General features: G+C 66.9%; 16 protein-coding genes. 10 read left to right on the top strand and 6 right to left on the bottom strand.

Annotated elements, in window-relative coordinates; translation table 11 throughout:
- Positions 1 to 403 precede the first annotated feature (403 nt).
- Positions 404 to 2,842, bottom strand: coding sequence for a TonB-dependent receptor (locus tag MT490_RS01965; protein WP_297383791.1), 2,439 nt, complete (start codon positions 2,840 to 2,842; stop codon positions 404 to 406).
- A gap of 246 nt (positions 2,843 to 3,088) precedes the next feature.
- Between MT490_RS01965 and MT490_RS01960 the strand changes: the two genes are divergently transcribed.
- Entirely contained in the window at positions 3,089 to 3,553 is a 465-nt protein-coding gene (locus MT490_RS01960) for an Hsp20 family protein (RefSeq protein WP_297383790.1), read from the top strand.
- Between the two features lie 98 nt (positions 3,554 to 3,651).
- Here the strand turns inward: MT490_RS01960 and MT490_RS01955 are convergent, their stop codons facing one another.
- On the bottom strand, positions 3,652 to 4,326 hold the full coding sequence (locus MT490_RS01955; protein ID WP_297383789.1) for a peptidylprolyl isomerase: 675 nt from the start codon (positions 4,324 to 4,326) through the stop codon (positions 3,652 to 3,654).
- Positions 4,327 to 4,451: 125 nt separating this feature from the next.
- Between MT490_RS01955 and MT490_RS01950 the strand changes: the two genes are divergently transcribed.
- A complete protein-coding gene (locus MT490_RS01950; protein ID WP_297383787.1) occupies positions 4,452 to 5,177 on the top strand; it encodes an ankyrin repeat domain-containing protein in 726 nt (241 codons plus the stop codon).
- 186 nt (positions 5,178 to 5,363) lie between these two features.
- Here MT490_RS01950 and MT490_RS01945 read toward each other — a convergent pair whose 3' ends face one another.
- Both MT490_RS01945 and secG read right to left on the bottom strand, forming a co-directional pair.
- The gene (locus MT490_RS01945) at positions 5,364 to 6,995 is read right to left on the bottom strand and encodes a CTP synthase (protein WP_297383785.1); all 1,632 of its coding nucleotides are present in this window, start codon (positions 6,993 to 6,995) and stop codon (positions 5,364 to 5,366) included.
- A 95-nt stretch (positions 6,996 to 7,090) separates the two neighbouring features.
- The gene (gene secG / locus MT490_RS01940; RefSeq protein ID WP_297383783.1) at positions 7,091 to 7,486 is read right to left on the bottom strand and encodes a preprotein translocase subunit SecG; all 396 of its coding nucleotides are present in this window, start codon (positions 7,484 to 7,486) and stop codon (positions 7,091 to 7,093) included.
- A gap of 218 nt (positions 7,487 to 7,704) precedes the next feature.
- Here secG and MT490_RS01935 point away from each other — a divergent pair, with 218 nt between their 5' ends.
- The 8 genes from MT490_RS01935 (at position 7,705) to eda (ending at position 15,417) form a co-directional block, all read left to right on the top strand.
- Entirely contained in the window at positions 7,705 to 8,058 is a 354-nt protein-coding gene (locus MT490_RS01935; protein WP_297383798.1) for a MarR family transcriptional regulator, read from the top strand.
- Positions 8,059 to 8,101: 43 nt separating this feature from the next.
- Complete coding sequence (locus MT490_RS01930; RefSeq protein WP_297383781.1) at positions 8,102 to 8,368, top strand: SH3 domain-containing protein; 267 nt, start codon at positions 8,102 to 8,104, stop codon at positions 8,366 to 8,368.
- Complete coding sequence (gene argC / locus MT490_RS01925) at positions 8,365 to 9,306, top strand: N-acetyl-gamma-glutamyl-phosphate reductase (protein ID WP_297383780.1); 942 nt, start codon at positions 8,365 to 8,367, stop codon at positions 9,304 to 9,306. The genes MT490_RS01930 and argC overlap by 4 nt, the downstream gene beginning before the upstream one ends.
- A gap of 268 nt (positions 9,307 to 9,574) precedes the next feature.
- Positions 9,575 to 11,032 (top strand): glucose-6-phosphate dehydrogenase, encoded by a 1,458-nt coding sequence (gene zwf, locus MT490_RS01920; protein ID WP_297383779.1) that lies wholly within the window; start codon positions 9,575 to 9,577, stop codon positions 11,030 to 11,032.
- Between the two features lie 50 nt (positions 11,033 to 11,082).
- The gene (gene pgl / locus MT490_RS01915; protein ID WP_297383777.1) at positions 11,083 to 11,790 is read left to right on the top strand and encodes a 6-phosphogluconolactonase; all 708 of its coding nucleotides are present in this window, start codon (positions 11,083 to 11,085) and stop codon (positions 11,788 to 11,790) included.
- A gap of 129 nt (positions 11,791 to 11,919) precedes the next feature.
- Positions 11,920 to 13,740: a phosphogluconate dehydratase gene (gene edd / locus MT490_RS01910; RefSeq protein ID WP_297383797.1), complete on the top strand. Its 1,821-nt coding sequence runs from the start codon at positions 11,920 to 11,922 to the stop codon at positions 13,738 to 13,740.
- A gap of 97 nt (positions 13,741 to 13,837) precedes the next feature.
- Positions 13,838 to 14,806 carry a glucokinase gene (gene glk / locus MT490_RS01905; RefSeq protein WP_297383775.1) on the top strand — a complete coding sequence of 323 codons (969 nt, stop codon included), beginning with the start codon at positions 13,838 to 13,840 and terminating at the stop codon, positions 14,804 to 14,806.
- A 20-nt stretch (positions 14,807 to 14,826) separates the two neighbouring features.
- Positions 14,827 to 15,417 carry a bifunctional 4-hydroxy-2-oxoglutarate aldolase/2-dehydro-3-deoxy-phosphogluconate aldolase gene (gene eda, locus MT490_RS01900; protein ID WP_297383795.1) on the top strand — a complete coding sequence of 197 codons (591 nt, stop codon included), beginning with the start codon at positions 14,827 to 14,829 and terminating at the stop codon, positions 15,415 to 15,417.
- Here the strand turns inward: eda and MT490_RS01895 are convergent.
- Both MT490_RS01895 and mltG read right to left on the bottom strand, forming a co-directional pair.
- A complete protein-coding gene (locus MT490_RS01895; RefSeq protein ID WP_297383793.1) occupies positions 15,414 to 15,653 on the bottom strand; it encodes an acyl carrier protein in 240 nt (79 codons plus the stop codon). The two genes, eda and MT490_RS01895, sit on opposite strands and share 4 nt — an antisense overlap.
- A 127-nt stretch (positions 15,654 to 15,780) precedes the next feature.
- The gene (gene mltG, locus MT490_RS01890; protein WP_297383773.1) at positions 15,781 to 16,713 is read right to left on the bottom strand and encodes an endolytic transglycosylase MltG; all 933 of its coding nucleotides are present in this window, start codon (positions 16,711 to 16,713) and stop codon (positions 15,781 to 15,783) included.

Here is a 16,713-nt window from a genome sequence, read left to right as displayed (position 1 = left end):
AGCTGGCAATGGACCTCCGCCGCGTGCCGTATGTCCGCTATGTTGCCGATTCAACACAGGGTGCCACCAATCTGCGACTAGCCCTTGTAAACCCGGTGACAAACTAAGCCCGGCGACGTAGCAAATCCGTGTCGAAACGCAGGCAGCAAAGGCCGTGGTTCGGGGAGGGCTCCGCCCCGCTCGTAGGCAAGTACGGGCGCGCGGGCAGAGCCTGACAAAGGGGGCTGACGAGCAGTCGTCACGCAGGCGCCCGGATCGGAAACGGTCCGGGCGTTTGCCGTTTCCGGGGCTCTCGATGCGCTTCCCTCACCCTTCACTGTGGGGAAAGAGGGAGGCGGTGCGGGCGCCGCCTCCCTCTCCCTAACGTCCCCCGGCCATGGCGAGACGTTAGCGCGTGCGACGATCAGAAGCTGCTGCTGATCGTCAGACCATAAGTGCGCGGATCGGCGGGCTGGCCGACGATCAGGCCGGTGCTCCCCGATTGCGCCGAAAGCAGCTCGAAATACTCCTGGTCGAAGGCGTTGCGGACCCATGCGAATATGTTGAAGTCTCCCTCGCGATAGCCGAGGCGGAAGTTGTGCAGCGAATAGCCGTCGATGTCGGTGTAGAGCGAACGCGACGGGTTCGACGAGAATTTCGAGCGGTAGCTGCCGTCATAGCCGAGATAGACCTGGCCGTTGCCGACCGGGACATTGCCCTCGCCGCCCCATGACAGCGACCATTTGGAAATGCCGGGAAGCCACTGGCCGGAGATGTCGCAATTGGCCGGGCTGAAGCCGCCGGGTGTACCCGGCGCGCTCGCCGGGTTCGCAACGGTCGCGGCGGCCCCGCCCGAGAGCTCGGGCGGGCACGGCGCGTCCTTGAAGCTGACATAGATCGCATCGGTATAGGCGGCATTGCCGTAGACGTTGAAGCGCGGGCTCGGGCGGAAGCTGCTGTCGAGCTCGAAACCGCGGACGCGCACCTTCTCGGCATTGGCGAGATAGCCGCGGATCACGCCGAGCTGGCCGTTGGTCACCGTCGCCTGATAGTCGTTCACCTCGGTCCAGAAGCCCGCGAGGTTGAGCGTCACCTTGCGATCGGCGAACTGGGTCTTGAGGCCGATCTCATAGTGATTGACCTTTTCGGGCTTCACCGTCGCCGAGGCGAGGATCGGGTTGTTCGACGCGTCGAGCGGCAGGCCCGACAAGTTGATGCCCCCCGATTTGAAGCTGCGCGCATAGGTCGCATAAGCGTGGATGTCGGGGCTGAAATCGTACGACACGGTGAAGTCGCCCGAGACGTTCCAGTCGCTGAACTCGGGATCGTACGCCTGCGGCGCGAGCACGCCGCGCTGGTCTGCGGTGAGCGTGGTGCTGCCGCTCCCGGTGGTGACCACCGAGACGTAGGAGCCGCTCTTCTTGTCGTAATTGACGCGCAGGCCCGGCTGGATGTGCAGTCCTTCGACGACTTCCCAGTTGAGCTTGCCGAACACCGCGAAGCTGGTGTTGTCAAAGCTGATCGTGTTCCGCGAGGTAAGGCCGTTGAGCACCGCCGGGTTGCACGCGGCAGTGGTCGGCGTGGCGCAGCCGCTCGATCCCGGGGGCACCGAGGCGCCCGGATTGAGCAGCCAGCGGCTCGCCGCCGGGCCCTGGACCTGCGAGCCCTGGGTGTCGATCGTCTGATGGAAGTAGAAGGCGCCGAACGTGTACTGGAGCGGTCCCGAGCCGTTCGAGGCGACGCGCAGCTCCTGCGAGAACTGCTTCTGCTGCGACGGGTTCTGCGACACGGTGGTGATCGGCAGGCCGGTGAAGTCGCGATCGTTGGCGGGCAGCCAGTCCCAATAGCGCCAGGCGGTCACCGAGGTGATCGTCGCGCCGCCAATGTCCCAATTGCCGACCAGCGAGGCGCCGCCGATCTCCTGCCGCGAGTTCGACGCGGCATCGAGATCGGTCACGCGATCGAACGGATCCTTGCTCGGCGGGGCATAGCCGAACGCCGCGGCGAGCGCGGCATATTGGCGGTTGAGCGGGCGCTGGGTCGCGCCTTCCCGCGCATAATATTGCACGCAGCACAGAGGATTCTGGCGGTTGAAGTCGCCCGACAGGGTAAAATCCAGATTGGGCGTGGCGCGCCACAGCAATTGGCCGCGTACGCCGAGATTGCGCTGCCGGTGCTGGTCGACGCCGGTGCGGACGTTGAGGACGGTGCCCTCGCGCGTCGTGCCCGAAGTCGAGAGGCGGAACGCCAGATTCTCGCTCAGCGGCGCCGAGACCGACGCCTTGGCCTGAAGGAACTCGTAGTTGCCGAGGCTCACCTCGACGCGCGATTCGGGCTCGAAGCTCGGCTTGCGCGTGGTGATGTTGATTGCGCCGGCAGTGGTGTTCTTGCCGTAGAGTGTGCCCTGCGGCCCGCGCAGCACCTCGACGCGCTCGACATCGACGAAGTCCAGGGTCGAGGCGCCGACGCGGCCGATATAGACGCCGTCGATATAGAAGCCGACGCCCTGCTCGATCCCGTCATTGGTGAGCCCGAACGGCGCGCCGAGACCGCGGATGTTGATCGCCGAATTGCGCGGGTTGCTCGAGAAGAATTGCACCGTCGGCTGCGATTGCTGGAGCCGGCTGACGTTGAACGCGCCGCTCGCCGCCAGATCCTCGCCGCTCAGCACCGAGAGCGCGATCGGCACCTCCTGCACGCGCTCCTCGCGGCGGCGGGCGGTGACGACGATGTCCTCATTGCCCTGCGCCGCGGGATCCTCGACCGCGGTTTCCACGGCGGGCGGATCGTCCCTGTCGGGCGCGGTGGTCGCCAGCGGCGAAGCGCCTGCGAGAAGCAGCAGCGTAAGCGAAGATAGGCTCATCAACGTCCCCTTGTCCTAATACCCCTAATGTCGATGGATTTAGTGGGTATTAGCCAGCAAGCGAATCTTTGGGAAGCCGAAGCTCCGTTTCTCGCCGCGCGACGGGGGCGATCCGGCGCTCTTGAATATGCGAAGGGCCGAACCACATTCACATTGTCACGGTGCCAATTGGGCCGGGGCAAGCAGCGCCGCGGTTTTCCGGGCGCAGCGCAAGAGACGTTCAACTTGCTCATCAGAGGTTTTGAAATGCGTCAGTTCGACTTTACTCCGTTCCGTCGCTCGACCGTCGGCTTCGACCGGCTGTTCGACTTGCTCGAGGCCAGCGCGCGCCAGGCGGGCAGCGAGAATTACCCTCCCTTCAACCTCGAGCGCCTCGCCGAGGACCATTATCGCATCACGCTCGCTGTCGCCGGCTTCAAGGCGGACGAGATCGACGTGACCGCGCAGCAGAATTTGCTCCTGGTCCAGGGCAAGAAGGCGAACGAGAACGAGAACAACCCGAGCTCGTTCCTGCATCTCGGCATCGCCAATCGCAGCTTCGAGCGCCGCTTCGAGCTCGCCGACTTCGTCCGCGTCGAGAGCGCGAACCTGGCCGACGGCCTGCTCGTCATCGAGCTGGTTCGCGAGATTCCCGAAGCGATGAAGCCGAAGAAGATCGCCGTGAATGCCGGCAGCCAGCCGACGCCGATCGCGCATCGCGACGCGGCATAATCCTCACCACGGCTAGCGGCGCTTTTCTCCCTTTGGGCGCTGCAGCAGGGGCGCTCGGGCACACGCCCGGGCGCCTTTTGGTTTGCCGAGAGAAGCGTTCAGCTGGGCTGGATCCAGCGTGTCGGGCCGAGCAACCAGGGCTTGACCTGGCCGCTGGGCTTGGGCGTGCCGTCGAGCCGGACCGCGCGGAGGATCTTCACCGGCCCGGGCTGGATCATCTGGCCGCGCATCGGCCCCCTGCCCCCGCCGGTCGGCCTGGCGAGGATCTTCCGCACGACGTCCATGCCCGAGACGACCCGGCCGAACGCGGCATAGCCGTTGCGGCCGCTGCCGCGCGCGTCGAGCGACGGATTGTCGCCGACCATGATCGAGAAGTTGCCGGTCGCTCCATCGATATTCGCGCCGTGCGCCATCGAGATCGTGCCGTCGGTGTGACGGATGCCGGTCTGGTTGGTCGGCTCGAGCGGCGGCGACGGCAGGATACGCCGCGCATCGCTGGCGACGCCGCCTTGGACGAAGCCGAACTTCGGATTCCCCGTGCGACGCGACGCCCGGTAGAAGCCGGTACCGTCGAGCCGCCCGTCATCGACATAAGCGAGGAAGTTCGCGACAGTCTTCGGAGCACGCTTCGCGTCGAGCGCGAGGACGATCGGCCCTTCGCTGGTCTCGATCCGCACACGAACCATGCCGGGGAGCGGCCGGTCTTGCGCAGCGGCGGGCCCGACAGCGGGCGAAAGCAACAGAACCGCCAGCGCGGCGAGCAAGATACGCATCCGCCCCCGTTAGCCGATGCTGCAATGCGGCGGGAGGGCCTTTGTCGGGTTGCTGCACCCGTCGACGATCCGCAGCAGAGGCTGCGCCCGTTTTGCCGCAAACCGGATCGATGTAGAATGCGACGATGGTTTCGAAGACGAGCTTGCGCGAATCGGTGCGGGCGCATCGTTGGCGGGAAGTCGAGAAGGGACTGACCGAGCGGCCGGACCTGACCGAAATGTCCGACGAGCGCGGGCGGAATTGGCTGCACCACGCTTGCATGAGCCCCGGCGAGGACGAAGCGAGCATCCGGACCGCAGAGGTGCTGCTCACGGCAGGTCTCGGGCTGGACGCCGCCGCGTTCACCGAAGGCGCATGGCGCGCTACGCCGCTATGGCATGCGATCTCGCGAGGACGGAACCTCAAGCTGGCCGAGCATTTGCTCAAGCTCGGCGCCGATCCGAACTACTGCCTGTTCGCCGCGGTCTGGAACGAGGACCGGGACGCGATCAGGCTGTTGCTCGAATATGGCGCGAACATCGAGGAAGGCGCCGAGCGAGGCGATACGCCGCTGCTCGGCGCAGTGGCCTGGAGCAAGTTTGGCCCTGCCGAGGAACTGCTGAAGGCGGGTGCTGATCCCAACGTCCGCAACGCCGAAGGCGCGACCGCGCTGCACCTGATGCTCAGAAAGGGTAGCGCGCCCGAGCATTTCCAGCTCTTCGCCCTGCATGGCGCGCGAAGCGACATCGCCGATGCCACGGGACTGACCGCCGACACGTTGCTGCGCCGCAAGCGCGATCCCCGCTATCGCGCGGCGGCAGAACTGATGATGCAGGCAAGCCGGCCGCCGGCGTCTCCGACCGGGGATTAGGGCGTATCGACATTCAAAGTCCTCCCCCGCCAGGGGGAGGTGGCGCCGAAGGCGTCGGAGGGGGAGGTAAGCAGTGTCCTCTCCAATTGAGCGCAGTGCTTCCGCCCCCTCCGTCACGCTGCGCGTGCCACCTCCCCCTGGCGGGGGAGGATGGAAAATCCTCGCTCGCCTGAACGTCGATACGACCTAGACCAACCGGCTCTGCTTGACGGCGGCCTCGATGAAGCTCGCGAACAGCGGGTGCGGATCGAACGGCTTGGACTTGAGCTCCGGGTGGAACTGGACGCCGACGAACCAGGGGTGATCGGGCCGCTCGACGATTTCGGGCAGCGTACCGTCAGGCGACATGCCCGAGAAGACGAGGCCGCCCTTTTCGAGCAACGGCTTGTAGCGGGTGTTGACCTCGTAGCGATGGCGGTGGCGCTCGCTGATCTCATTGGCGCCGTAGATCGAGCCGACGACGCTGTTGCCGCTGAGCTTGGCCGGATAGGCGCCGAGGCGCATCGTCCCGCCGAGATCGCCGCCTTCCTCGCGCTTCTGGATGCCCTCGGCGGTCATCCATTCGGTGATCATACCGACCACCGGCTCCTCGGTCGGGCCGAATTCGGTGGTCGAGGCATTGGCCAGCCCCTGGTCGCGCGCGGCATCGACGCACGCCATCTGCATGCCGAGGCAGATGCCGAAGAAGGGTACGCCGCGCTCGCGGGCGAAGCGCACGCCGGCGATCTTGCCCTCGCTGCCGCGCTCGCCGAAGCCGCCGGGGACGAGGATGCCGTGCATCGGCTCGAGCTTGGAGGCGATCTCCTCCGCGTCGCGCTCGAACAGTTCGGCGTCGAGCCAGCGGATGTTGACCTTCACCTGGTTGGCGATGCCGCCATGGACCAGCGCCTCGTGGAGCGACTTATAGGCGTCGGGCACGCCCATATATTTGCCGACCACGCCGATCGTGACCTCGCCCTCGGGGTTGTCGAGGCGGCGCATGATGTTTTCCCAGCGATCGAGCCGGGGCGGTGCGCCGGGATCGATGCCGAACGCCTTGAGCACTTCGGAGTCGAGGCCCTCGCGGTGATATTGGAGCGGCACCGCATAGATGCTCTTCGCATCGAGCGCGGGGATGACCGCCGAGGCGGGCACGTTGCAGAACTGGGCGATCTTGGCGCGCTCGCCGGCGGGGAGATCGCGCTCCGAGCGGCAGACGAGCACGTCGGGCTGGACGCCCAATGCGGCAAGCTCGCGCACCGAATGCTGGGTCGGCTTGGTCTTGAGCTCGCCCGCGGCGGCGATGAAGGGAACCAGCGTGACGTGGATGCTGACCGTCTGGCCGCGGCCGAGATCGTTCCTGAGCTGGCGAATCGCCTCGATGAAGGGCAGCGACTCGATGTCGCCCACCGTGCCGCCGATCTCGCAGAGCACGAAATCCAGGTCCTCGGTCTCGTCCTGCGCGAACGCCTTGATCGCGTCGGTGACGTGCGGGATCACCTGGACGGTGGCGCCCAGATAGTCGCCGCGGCGCTCGCGCTCGATGATCGTCTTGTAGATCCGCCCCGAGGTGACGTTGTCCGACTGGCGCGAGGCGACTCCGGTGAAGCGCTCGTAATGCCCCAGGTCGAGATCGGTCTCGGCCCCGTCGTCGGTGACGTAGACCTCACCATGCTGGTGCGGCGACATCGTGCCGGGATCGACGTTGAGATAGGGATCGAACTTGCGGATGCGGACCCGATAGCCCCGGGCCTGGAGCAGAGCCGCGAGGCTCGCTGCCATGAGACCCTTGCCAAGCGAGGAGACCACGCCGCCGGTGATGAAGATATACCGCGCCATGGGAGGAAACGCCTAACGTGATTGAGCGCGCGCCGACAAGCGCGCGACTCACTTATTTTTTCATATGCCCGCCGTCGCCGGAGAGCGGCGGAAGATTATTGCGCGAGCGGAACCGAGCCGTTGGCGGGCGCGGTCGCGTTCGCAGGCTCCGCGCTGCCGGCCGGAGCAGTCGTGTTGCCGACCGCGAACGGCACCGCGGGCGCGCTGGTCGGCGCCGCGGCCGGCGCAACGGGTGCGCGCTGGAGCGAGGTGTCGATCGTCGTCGAGTGGCGAGTCGCGGCGATGAACGCCAGCAGGATGCTCATCGCGATGAACAAGGTCGCGAGGATCGCCGTCGCGCGGGTCAGGAAGTCCGCCGCGCCGCGTGCCGACATCAGGCCCGACGGGCTGCCGCCCGTGGTGAGACCGCCGCCCTCCGAGCGCTGCATGAGAATCACGGTCACGAGCAGTGCCGCGATGATGGCGTGGACGACGAGCAGAAAGGTGAACATTGAGACCGGACCTGTTGCGAAAGCGGCGACATAGGGGAGCCATGGCCGGGGATCAACCTGCGTCTGCCGCGCCGCATGCCGCGGTGCAACAGGGCCCTTTCAAAACAATAACGTAACATTTCGCCATCGCACTGAAACCAGTGGGCTCAAGCTGCGTTTGTGTGAGTGCTCCCGGACGAAACCGGGAACGTAACGGATGAGTAGATGCCGTGAACGCGATGCCCGACCAGTCGCTTTCGTCCTGGAAGAACACGCTGATCGATTATGTGCGCTCGGGCGAGCCCGACCTCACCAATCGGCAGATGGCGCTCCTGATGCTTGTGTATCTCGATCCTGGACCGCATACGGTCCGCGGGCTGGCGCGGGCGTTGAACGTTTCAAAGCCCGTAGTTACCCGCGCCTTGAATCGCCTGGGGACGCTCGGCTATCTGCGCCGTCAACGTGACGATACCGACAAACGCAACATCTTCGTTGCGCGTACCGCTGAAGGGGCAGAGTTTCTTGCAGAGTTCGGGCATTTCCTCGCTGGCGACAACATCGGCCAGCCAGCCGCCCGCAGGGCCAACGCGTAAGCGCTTCTCGCTGAAGGGCCGCTCTGCGACCATCGATTCGCGCGTGGACGCCGTACGGCGCGACCTTGCCGATGTGCGGCTGGCCGACCGGGTGTTCGCGCCCCATTATGCCGCGCCGATGCCACGAGCCCTCGCCACCCCCGCCGCATTGCGCGCCAGCGCCGCGATCGATTCGGAAGTGCTCGCCGATCTCGCCGCCGGCGACGTGTTCGAGGTGCTGGAGCTCGCCGGCAACCATGCGTGGGGCGTAGCGCCCGGGCCGGGCCTTGTCGGCTACCTCCCCGCAGCGGCGCTGGCGGACCCGCAATGACCATCCGCGTCTTCATCGACGGTGCCGTGGGCACCACGGGCCTCGAGATCCGCGAGCGGCTCGACGGCCGCGCGGGCATCGAGCAGATCATCCTCGCCGATGCCGATCGCAAGGATCCGAAGAAGCGCGAGGATGCGCTCAATTCGGCCGACTTCGTCATCCTCTGCCTGCCCGACGACGCGGCGCGCGAGGCGGTGGCGATGATCCAGGCCGAGAAGGTTCGCGTGATCGACGCCTCGACCGCGCACCGCGTCGCGCCCGATTGGGTCTATGGCTTCGCCGAGCTCGAGCCGGGCCAGGCGGCGACAATCGCCGAGGCGCGGCGGGTGAGCAATCCCGGCTGCTATCCCACCGGCTTCCTCGCGCTGGTGCGCCCGCTCGTGCGTGCGGGGCTCGTGCCGCTCGACCATAGTTTCACCGTCAACGCCGTCTCGGGCTATTCGGGCGGCGGCAGGTCGATGATCGCCGAGTTCGAGGACCAGCATTCGGACAGCTTCACCGCCACGGCGTTCCGCGGCTACGGCCTGGGCCTCGAGCACAAGCATGTGCCCGAGATGCAGAAGCATGCGCGTATCGAGCACCCGCCGATCTTCCAGCCCGCTGTGGTGCGGACCTATCGCGGGATGGTGGTCGAGGTGCCCCTGCCCCTCCACGCCTTCACGCGCCGGCCTTCGCTCGAGGCGATCGAGAACGCGCTGCGCGACGCGTACAAGGATTCCCCGCTGCTCCGCGTGCTGCCCGGCAACGTCTCGACGGTCTCGATCGAGGAGGATGCGGGCACCGATCGGCTGAGCATCCGCGTGTTCGGCAATGCCGAGCGCGGCCAGGCGCGGCTGGTGGCGACGCTCGACAATCTCGGCAAGGGCGCCGCCGGCGCGGCGGTGCAGAACCTCAACATCATGGCCGGGCTCGATCCGACCGCGGGGCTGGTGCTCTAAACTTCCGGTTCGGGAAAATCTGGTTCGCGCAGAGGCGCAGAGGACGCAGAGATGGCGTCCGATTGCACCGATGGCGGGCTTTGCATTCCGGTGCCTTGGAGCGCCGCTGAAGCGGCGAATACCTTTCTCTGCGCTCTCTGCGCCTCTGCGCGAACAATCTCTCTCCAGAAGCTCTCCCTTTCTCCGGATGATGGAAATGCCCACACCCGCTTGATCTTTGGCGCCCGTTGGTGTCTCGCGTTCGAAACCAGTCGACGCGAGGCAAAAGATGCACCAACCCGTGGGCAAATTGCTGTTGTTCGGAGCCACCGGCGATCTCGCGCAGCGGATGCTGCTGCCGTCGCTCTACGCACTGCATGCCGACGGATTGCTGCCGGCCGGACTGACGATCACCGGTACCGCGCGCTCGGAGAAGGACGACGAATCCTTCCGCGAATTCGCCCGCCACGCGCTCGATGAATTCCTCCCCGCCGACCGCAAGGATGACAGCGCTGTCGGCAGCTTTCTCGAACGCCTGTACTATCAGGCGCTCGACGCGTCGAAGAGCGAGGGCTTCGCCGCGCTGAAGGACAAGCTGGGCGACATCTCGGGCGGGCTCGCCATCTTCCTGTCGACCGCGCCCTGGCTGTTCGGGCCGACGATCGAGGGCCTCAAGGGTGCGGGGCTCGCCGGCGACAATGTCCGCATCAGCCTCGAGAAGCCGCTGGGCAAGGACCTCGCCTCGAGCTGCGAGATCAACGACCTCGTCGCCGGCGCCTTTCCCGAGGAGCGGACCTTCCGGATCGACCATTATCTCGGCAAGGAGACGGTCCAGAACATCCTCGCGCTACGCTTCGGCAATTCGCTGTTCGAGCCGGTGTGGAACGCGCAGGGGATCGATCACGTCCAGATCACCGTCTCGGAGACCGTAGGCCTGGAAGGCCGCGCGGGCTTCTATGACGAGACCGGCGCACTGCGCGACATGGTCCAGAACCACATGCTCCAGTTGCTCGCGCTGATCGCGATGGAGCCCCCTGCCCGCTTCGACGGCACCGCGATCCGCGATGAGAAGGTCAAGGTGTTCCGCTCGCTGCGCAAGATCAGCGCGCAGGAGGCGCCGCAGCTGACGGTGACCGGCCAATATGGCGGCGGCGCGGTGAAGGGTGAGATCGTCCGCGACTATGCGAGCGATCTGGAGAAGCCCTCGAACACCGAGACCTTCGTCGCGATCAAGGCGCATGTCGACAATTGGCGCTGGCAGGGCGTGCCCTTCTACCTGCGCACCGGCAAAAGGCTGGGCGAACGGCGCAGCGAGATCGTCGTCCAGTTCAAGCCCGTGCCGCATTCGATCTTCGCCGATCGCGGCGGCATGCTCCAGCCCAACACGCTGGTGATCCGGCTGCAGCCCGAGGAATATGTCCGGCTGCTCGTGATGGCCAAGCAGCCGGGGCTCGACCGCGAGGGCGTGCGGCTGCGCGAAGTGCCGCTCAACCTCAGCCTCGACACCGAATTCGCCGGCACGCGCCGTCGCATCGCTTATGAGCGGCTGCTGCTCGACCTGATCGAAGGCGACCCGACCCTGTTCGTCCGCCGCGACGAGGTCGAGGCGCAATGGGAGTGGATCGACGGCATCCGCGCCGGCTGGGACGCCAACGACATGAAGCCCAAGCCCTATGCCTCGGGCAGCTGGGGCCCGTCTGCGTCGATCGCGCTCACCGAGCGCGATGGCGTGACGTGGAACGAATAGCCGCCCCGCCCCATATCCATGACGAACCCACCGAACACGCAGGAGCCAGAATGACGACCGAAATCGAATGGTGGGAATATGACGACGCCGACGAGATGGCCGAGGCCGTCGCGGGCGACGTGCAGTTCATCATCGAGAGCGCGATCGACGCGCGCGGCGCCGCGGTGATAGCACTCGCGGGCGGCAAGACGCCGCTGCCGATCTACGAGAAGCTGGCCAAGGCGAAGCTCGACTGGAAGCGCGTGACGATCGTCCCCGGCGACGACCGGCTCGTGCCGCTGGGCGATCCGCTGTCCAACGTCACCGCGATCGGCAAGGTGTTCATCCCCAAGGGCGCGCGGGTGATCCCGCTGATCAGCGCGACCGTCGCCGACTACAAGGCCGCGGGCCGCGCGGCGGACGCGATCCTGCAGGACCTGCACTGGCCGCTAGACCTCTGCCTGCTCGGCGTCGGTGGCGACGGTCATTGCGCGTCGATCTTCCCCGGCCCCGATTATGACGAAGCGCTCAACGGCCCGCGCGAGCGCCGCGCGCTCGGCGTGACGCCCGATCCGCTGCCCCCCGAGGCGCCCGTCGCGCGCGTGACGCTGAGCCGTTCGGCGATCGTCTCCGCCCGTGCGCTGATGATCGCCGTGACGGGCCAGGCGAAGCGCGACGTGCTCGAAACGGCGATCGAGCAGGGTGCGTCGTCGAACTATCCGGTCGGCCGCGTCCTCGCCGATGTCGAGCTGCCGGTGGATATCCACTGGGCGGCGTAGAAATGCGGATCGCCCTCACTCTTCCCACCGCCTGACGGCGGCGGGCCCCTTCCCTCTCTCGATGGGAGAGGGAGGGAGCGGCCGAAGGCCGCGGAAGGGTGAGGGCGATCGAAAATGAGTGATCGAACCATGACCCTCCATCCCGAAATCGCCGCGGTCACCGATCGCGTCATCGAGCGCTCCAGGGACCGCCGCGCGGCCTATCTCGACCTGATCCGCCGCGAGCGCGAAAGCGGCGCGGATCGTCCCAAGCTCGGCTGCGCCAACCTGGCGCATGCCTATGCCGGCACCGACGAGCAGCGCGACCTGCTGACGCCGGCGAACCGGATGAACATCGGCATCGTCACTTCGTACAACGACATGCTCTCGGCGCATGCGGTCTATTATCGCTACCCCGAGCAGATGAAGGTCTGGGCGCTCGAGGCCGGCGCCACCGCGCAGGTGGCGGGCGGCGTGCCCGCGATGTGCGACGGCGTGACGCAGGGCTATGCCGGCATGGAGCTCTCCCTGTTCAGCCGCGACACGATCGCGCTCTCCACCGGCATCGCGCTCAGCCACCGCGTGTTCGAGGGCGCGGCCCTGCTCGGCATCTGCGACAAGATCGTTCCCGGCCTGCTGATCGGCGCGCTGCGCTTTGGCCACCTGCCGATGGTGATGATCCCCGGCGGCCCGATGCGCTCGGGACTTCCCAACAAGGAGAAGGCCGCGGTCCGCGAACGCTATGCCGAGGGCAAGGTCGGACGCGAGGAACTGCTCGCCGCCGAGATCGCCGCTTATCATTCGAAGGGCACCTGCACCTTCTACGGCACCGCCAATTCGAACCAGATGATGATGGAGGCGATGGGCCTCCACATGCCCGGCGCCGCCTTCGCCAATCCGGGCACCAAGCTGCGCCAGGAGCTGACGCGGGCGGCGGTGCAGCGGCTCGTCGAGATCGGCTGGAACGGCAACGACTATCGGCCGATCGGCCACGTCGTCGACGAGAAGGCGATCGTGAACGCCGCGATCGTGCTGCTCGCCACCGGCGGATCGACCAACCACCTGATCCACCTTCCCGCCTTCGCGCGCGCGGCGGGTATCCTGATCGACTGGGACGATTTCGACCGGCTCTCGCGCACCGTGCCGCTGCTGACCCGCGTCTATCCCAACGGCTCGGCAGACGTGAACGGCTTCGAGGATGCCGGCGGGCCGAGCTTCGTGATCCGCGAGCTGCTGCGCGGCGGGCTGATGCACGGCGACACGCTCACGATCGCAAAGGACGGCATGCCGGCCTATGGCCGCAAGCCGGATATCGAGGACGAGCAACTCGTCTGGCACGAGCATCCCGAGAAGAGCGGTGACGACAGCATCGTCCGCACGATCGACGCGCCCTTCTCGCCCGAAGGCGGTTTCCGCATCCTCAAGGGCAATCTGGGCCGCGCCTGCATCAAGGTCTCGGCGGTCGAGCGCGACCGCTGGACGATCGAGGCGCCGTGCCGGGTGTTCGCAGACCAGAATGAGGTGCAGGCGGCGTTCAAGGCCGGCGAGCTCGAACGCGACGTAGTGGTCGTGGTCCGCTTCCAAGGCCCGAAGGCCAACGGCATGCCCGAGCTGCATAAACTCACTCCGCCGCTGGGCGTGCTGCAGAATCGCGGCTTCCGGGTGGCTTTGGTCACCGACGGGCGCATGTCTGGGGCGAGCGGAAAGGTGCCGTGCGCGATCCATTTGTCGCCCGAGGCACTGGGCGGCGGGCCGATCGGCAAGCTACGCGACGGCGACGTGGTGCGCGTCTGTGCCGAGCAGGGCGTGCTCGAGGCCCTGGTCGATCCGGCCGAGTGGGCAGCCCGCGAACAGTGCGTGGCGCCGCCGCCCGCCGAGGGCACGGGGCGCGAGCTGTTCGCGATGATGCGCCACCATGCGAGCGAGGCCGAGATGGGCGGTTCGGCGATGCTCGCGGAGGCCGGACTCTAGCAGCGGCTTTACATCTCGCGGCCCAGCGCAGAGAAGGGCCGCGTACTGTATGCCAACGTTGACAGGCATGCAGGCACGGGAGGTTCAGGGAGAAGGCATGGAAGTCGTCGCGGTCGATATCGGAGGCACCCACGCCCGCTTTGCGATTGCGGAAGTGGCGGAGGGGCGCGTCGTCACGATGGCCGAGCCGGTGACGCAGAAGGTCGCCGAGCATCCGAGCCTCCAGCTCGCCTGGCAAGCGTTCGGCGAGACGCTGGGGCGGCCTTTGCCCAAGGCCGCGGCGATCGCGGTCGCGTCGCCCGTCGGCGGCGAGGTGATCAAGCTCACCAACAATCCCTGGATCATCCGCCCTGCCCTGATCCCCGAGCGACTGGGCGCCGAAACCTGGACCGTCGTCAACGATTTCGCCGCGATCGGCCACGCCGTCGCGCAGCTCGACGACGCGGACTTCCTGCACCTCTGCGGACCCGAGACACCATTGCCCGATCGCGGATCGATCACGGTCTGCGGCCCCGGCACCGGGCTCGGCGTCGCCCAGGTGTTCCGCCACAAGGGCGGCTACGACATCATCGCGACCGAGGGCGGGCATGTCGACTTCGCCCCGCTCGATCCGATCGAGGACGCCTTCGTCAAAAGGCTGCGGCGCGAATATAACCGCGTCTCGACCGAGCGGATCGTCGCCGGCCCCGCGATCGTCGCGATCTACGAGACGCTGGCCGAGCTCGAGAAGCGGCCGGTGCCGCGCCTCGACGACAAGAAGATCTGGGCGCTGGCGTTCGAAGGCGAGGACAGCCTCGCCGTCGCCGCGCTCGACCGCTTCTGCCTCAGCCTCGGCGCGGTGGCGGGCGACCTCGCGCTGACGCATGGGCCGACCGGCGTGGTGATCGCAGGCGGTCTGGGCTTGCGACTCAAGGACCATTTGCTGCAATCGGGCTTCGGCGAGCGCTTCGTTGCCAAGGGCCGGTTCCGGAACCTGATGGCGTCGATCCCCGTCAAGCTGATCACGCATCCGCAGCCGGGCCTCTACGGCGCCGCGGCGGCCTTCGCCCAGGAGCACGCACTGTGACGACCACGATTGCAGACATCATGCGCACCAGCCCGGTGATCCCGGTGCTGGTGATCGACGATGCCGCCACCGCGCGCCCGCTCGCCGAGGCGCTGGTCAAGGGCGGGTTGCGCGTGCTCGAAGTGACGCTGCGCACGCCCGCGGCGATCGAGGCGATCCGGGAGATGAAGAAGGTGGAGGGCGCGATCGTCGGCGCCGGCACCGTGGTCAACACCGAGCAGTTCAAGCAGGTGATGGACGCCGATGTCGAGTTCATCGTCTCGCCGGGGCTGACCGAGCGGCTCGCCGAGCCGGTGATCGCGAGCGGCGTGCCCTTCCTGCCGGGCGTCGCCAATGCGGCCGACATCATGCGCGGGCTCGATCTTGGCCTGACGCACTTCAAGTTCTTCCCTGCCGAGACCTCGGGCGGGCTCAAGGCGCTCAAGGCGCTCGCGGCCCCCTTCTACCAGGCGCGCTTCTGCCCGACCGGCGGAGTGAGCCTCGCCACCGCGCCGGAATGGCTGGGCTTCGATCCGGTGCTCTGCGTCGGCGGCAGCTGGATCACCCCCAAGGGCGCGAGCCTCGAGCAGGTCGAGACGCTGGCGCGCGAAGCGGCGGGGCTGGCGCGCTAACGCTTGGCCAGCGTAGCTTTTATGAAGTCGATCGCGCTACGGACGGTGAGCATCTTCTCGGCTGCGTCGTCCGGATAGGTGATACCGAATTCCTCTTCGAAACCCATGACCAGCTCGACGACGTCGAGGCTGTCGGCTCCTAGATCCTCCTTGAACCTGGCCGCCAGGGTGACGCGCTTCGGCTCGACACCCAATTGCTCGACGATGATCCTTTTGACGCGATCCTCGACATTCAGATTCTGGCCCTGCTGAACTTCGTTCGCGGCCGGCACGGCTCGCGCGGTGGAAGCGATCAACAATGCGGCTACTACAGCGAGAGAAGTCTTCGTGCGTCCGCTCATACGTCCCCCCTTCGCGGACGAGCTACATCTCCCCGCGCGCCTTACGTATAGCATACCATTTCTGCACGTTCGCCTGGTGCTGCTCATAGGTGTCGGAGAATACGTGGCCGCCGTCGCCCTTGGCGACGAAGTACAAAGCCGAGGACTGCGCCGGATCTAGCACCGCGTCGATCGATTCGCGGCCCGGATTGGCGATCGGGCCCACTGGCAGGCCGGTCATCGCATAGGTGTTGTACGGGTTCACCGCGCGCACTTCCGACTGGAGGATGCGCCGGCCGAGCGGCTTGCCCTTGGTGATCGGGTAGATGATCGTCGGATCGGCCTGGAGCATCATGTTCTGCTTCAGGCGGTTCGAATAGACTGCGGCGACCGTCCGGCGCTCCTCGGGCTTGCTCGTCTCCTTCTCGACGATCGAGGCGAGCGTCAGCGCCTCCGCCGGCGTCGTCACCGCGATCCCCGGCTTCCGCCGCGCCCAGGCCTGGGCGAGATAGTCGGTCATCGCCTTCTGCATCCGCGCGAGCAACGCGGCGCGCGTCTCCCCGCGGTTATAGGCATAGGTGTCGGGCAGCACGCTGCCCTCGGCTGGCACCGCCACCTCGCCGGTGAGCCCTTCGGCCTTCATCAGCGCCTCGTGGACGAGGATCGAGGGCACGCCTTCCGCGACGGTGATCTTGCGCTGGAGCGTCTTGCCGCCCTGCAGGTCCTTGAGGATGTCCGACTGGCTCTGGCGCGCGAGCAGGCGATACTCGCCCGCCTTGATCGGCGCGCCGCCGCCGAAGACCTTCGAGAGCAGCACGAACTGCCGGGCCGAGCGGATCGCGCCCGCCTTCTCCAACTCGGTCGCCGCCCGGCTGAGCGTCGCGCCCTGCGGGATCAGCACGGTCATGTTGGCCCGCGAGGGGCCACCGCCCGCCCAGAGCTGGAGCACCGCGAGCACCGCCGCCGCTGCCACCAG

Origin of the sequence: Sphingomonas sp., assembly GCF_026460985.1 — a bacterium.
GTDB lineage: Bacteria > Pseudomonadota > Alphaproteobacteria > Sphingomonadales > Sphingomonadaceae > Sphingomonas.
Note: the sequence above shows the minus strand (reverse complement) of the source record. Positions and strands in the feature narration are given on the sequence as shown.

What these genes read in the sequence shown, in the direction of transcription:
- MT490_RS01965 (WP_297383791.1), bottom strand. Translation starts at nt 2,842, where the DNA reads ATGAGCCTATCTTCGCTTACGCTGCTGCTTCTCGCAGGCGCTTCGCCG.
- MT490_RS01960 (WP_297383790.1), top strand. Translation starts at nt 3,089, where the DNA reads ATGCGTCAGTTCGACTTTACTCCGTTCCGTCGCTCGACCGTCGGCTTC.
- MT490_RS01955 (WP_297383789.1), bottom strand. Translation starts at nt 4,326, where the DNA reads ATGCGTATCTTGCTCGCCGCGCTGGCGGTTCTGTTGCTTTCGCCCGCT.
- MT490_RS01950 (WP_297383787.1), top strand. Translation starts at nt 4,452, where the DNA reads ATGGTTTCGAAGACGAGCTTGCGCGAATCGGTGCGGGCGCATCGTTGG.
- MT490_RS01945 (WP_297383785.1), bottom strand. Translation starts at nt 6,995, where the DNA reads ATGGCGCGGTATATCTTCATCACCGGCGGCGTGGTCTCCTCGCTTGGC.
- secG (WP_297383783.1), bottom strand. Translation starts at nt 7,486, where the DNA reads ATGTTCACCTTTCTGCTCGTCGTCCACGCCATCATCGCGGCACTGCTC.
- MT490_RS01935 (WP_297383798.1), top strand. Translation starts at nt 7,705, where the DNA reads ATGCCCGACCAGTCGCTTTCGTCCTGGAAGAACACGCTGATCGATTAT.
- argC (WP_297383780.1), top strand. Translation starts at nt 8,365, where the DNA reads ATGACCATCCGCGTCTTCATCGACGGTGCCGTGGGCACCACGGGCCTC.
- zwf (WP_297383779.1), top strand. Translation starts at nt 9,575, where the DNA reads ATGCACCAACCCGTGGGCAAATTGCTGTTGTTCGGAGCCACCGGCGAT.
- pgl (WP_297383777.1), top strand. Translation starts at nt 11,083, where the DNA reads ATGACGACCGAAATCGAATGGTGGGAATATGACGACGCCGACGAGATG.
- edd (WP_297383797.1), top strand. Translation starts at nt 11,920, where the DNA reads ATGACCCTCCATCCCGAAATCGCCGCGGTCACCGATCGCGTCATCGAG.
- glk (WP_297383775.1), top strand. Translation starts at nt 13,838, where the DNA reads ATGGAAGTCGTCGCGGTCGATATCGGAGGCACCCACGCCCGCTTTGCG.
- eda (WP_297383795.1), top strand. Translation starts at nt 14,827, where the DNA reads ATGCGCACCAGCCCGGTGATCCCGGTGCTGGTGATCGACGATGCCGCC.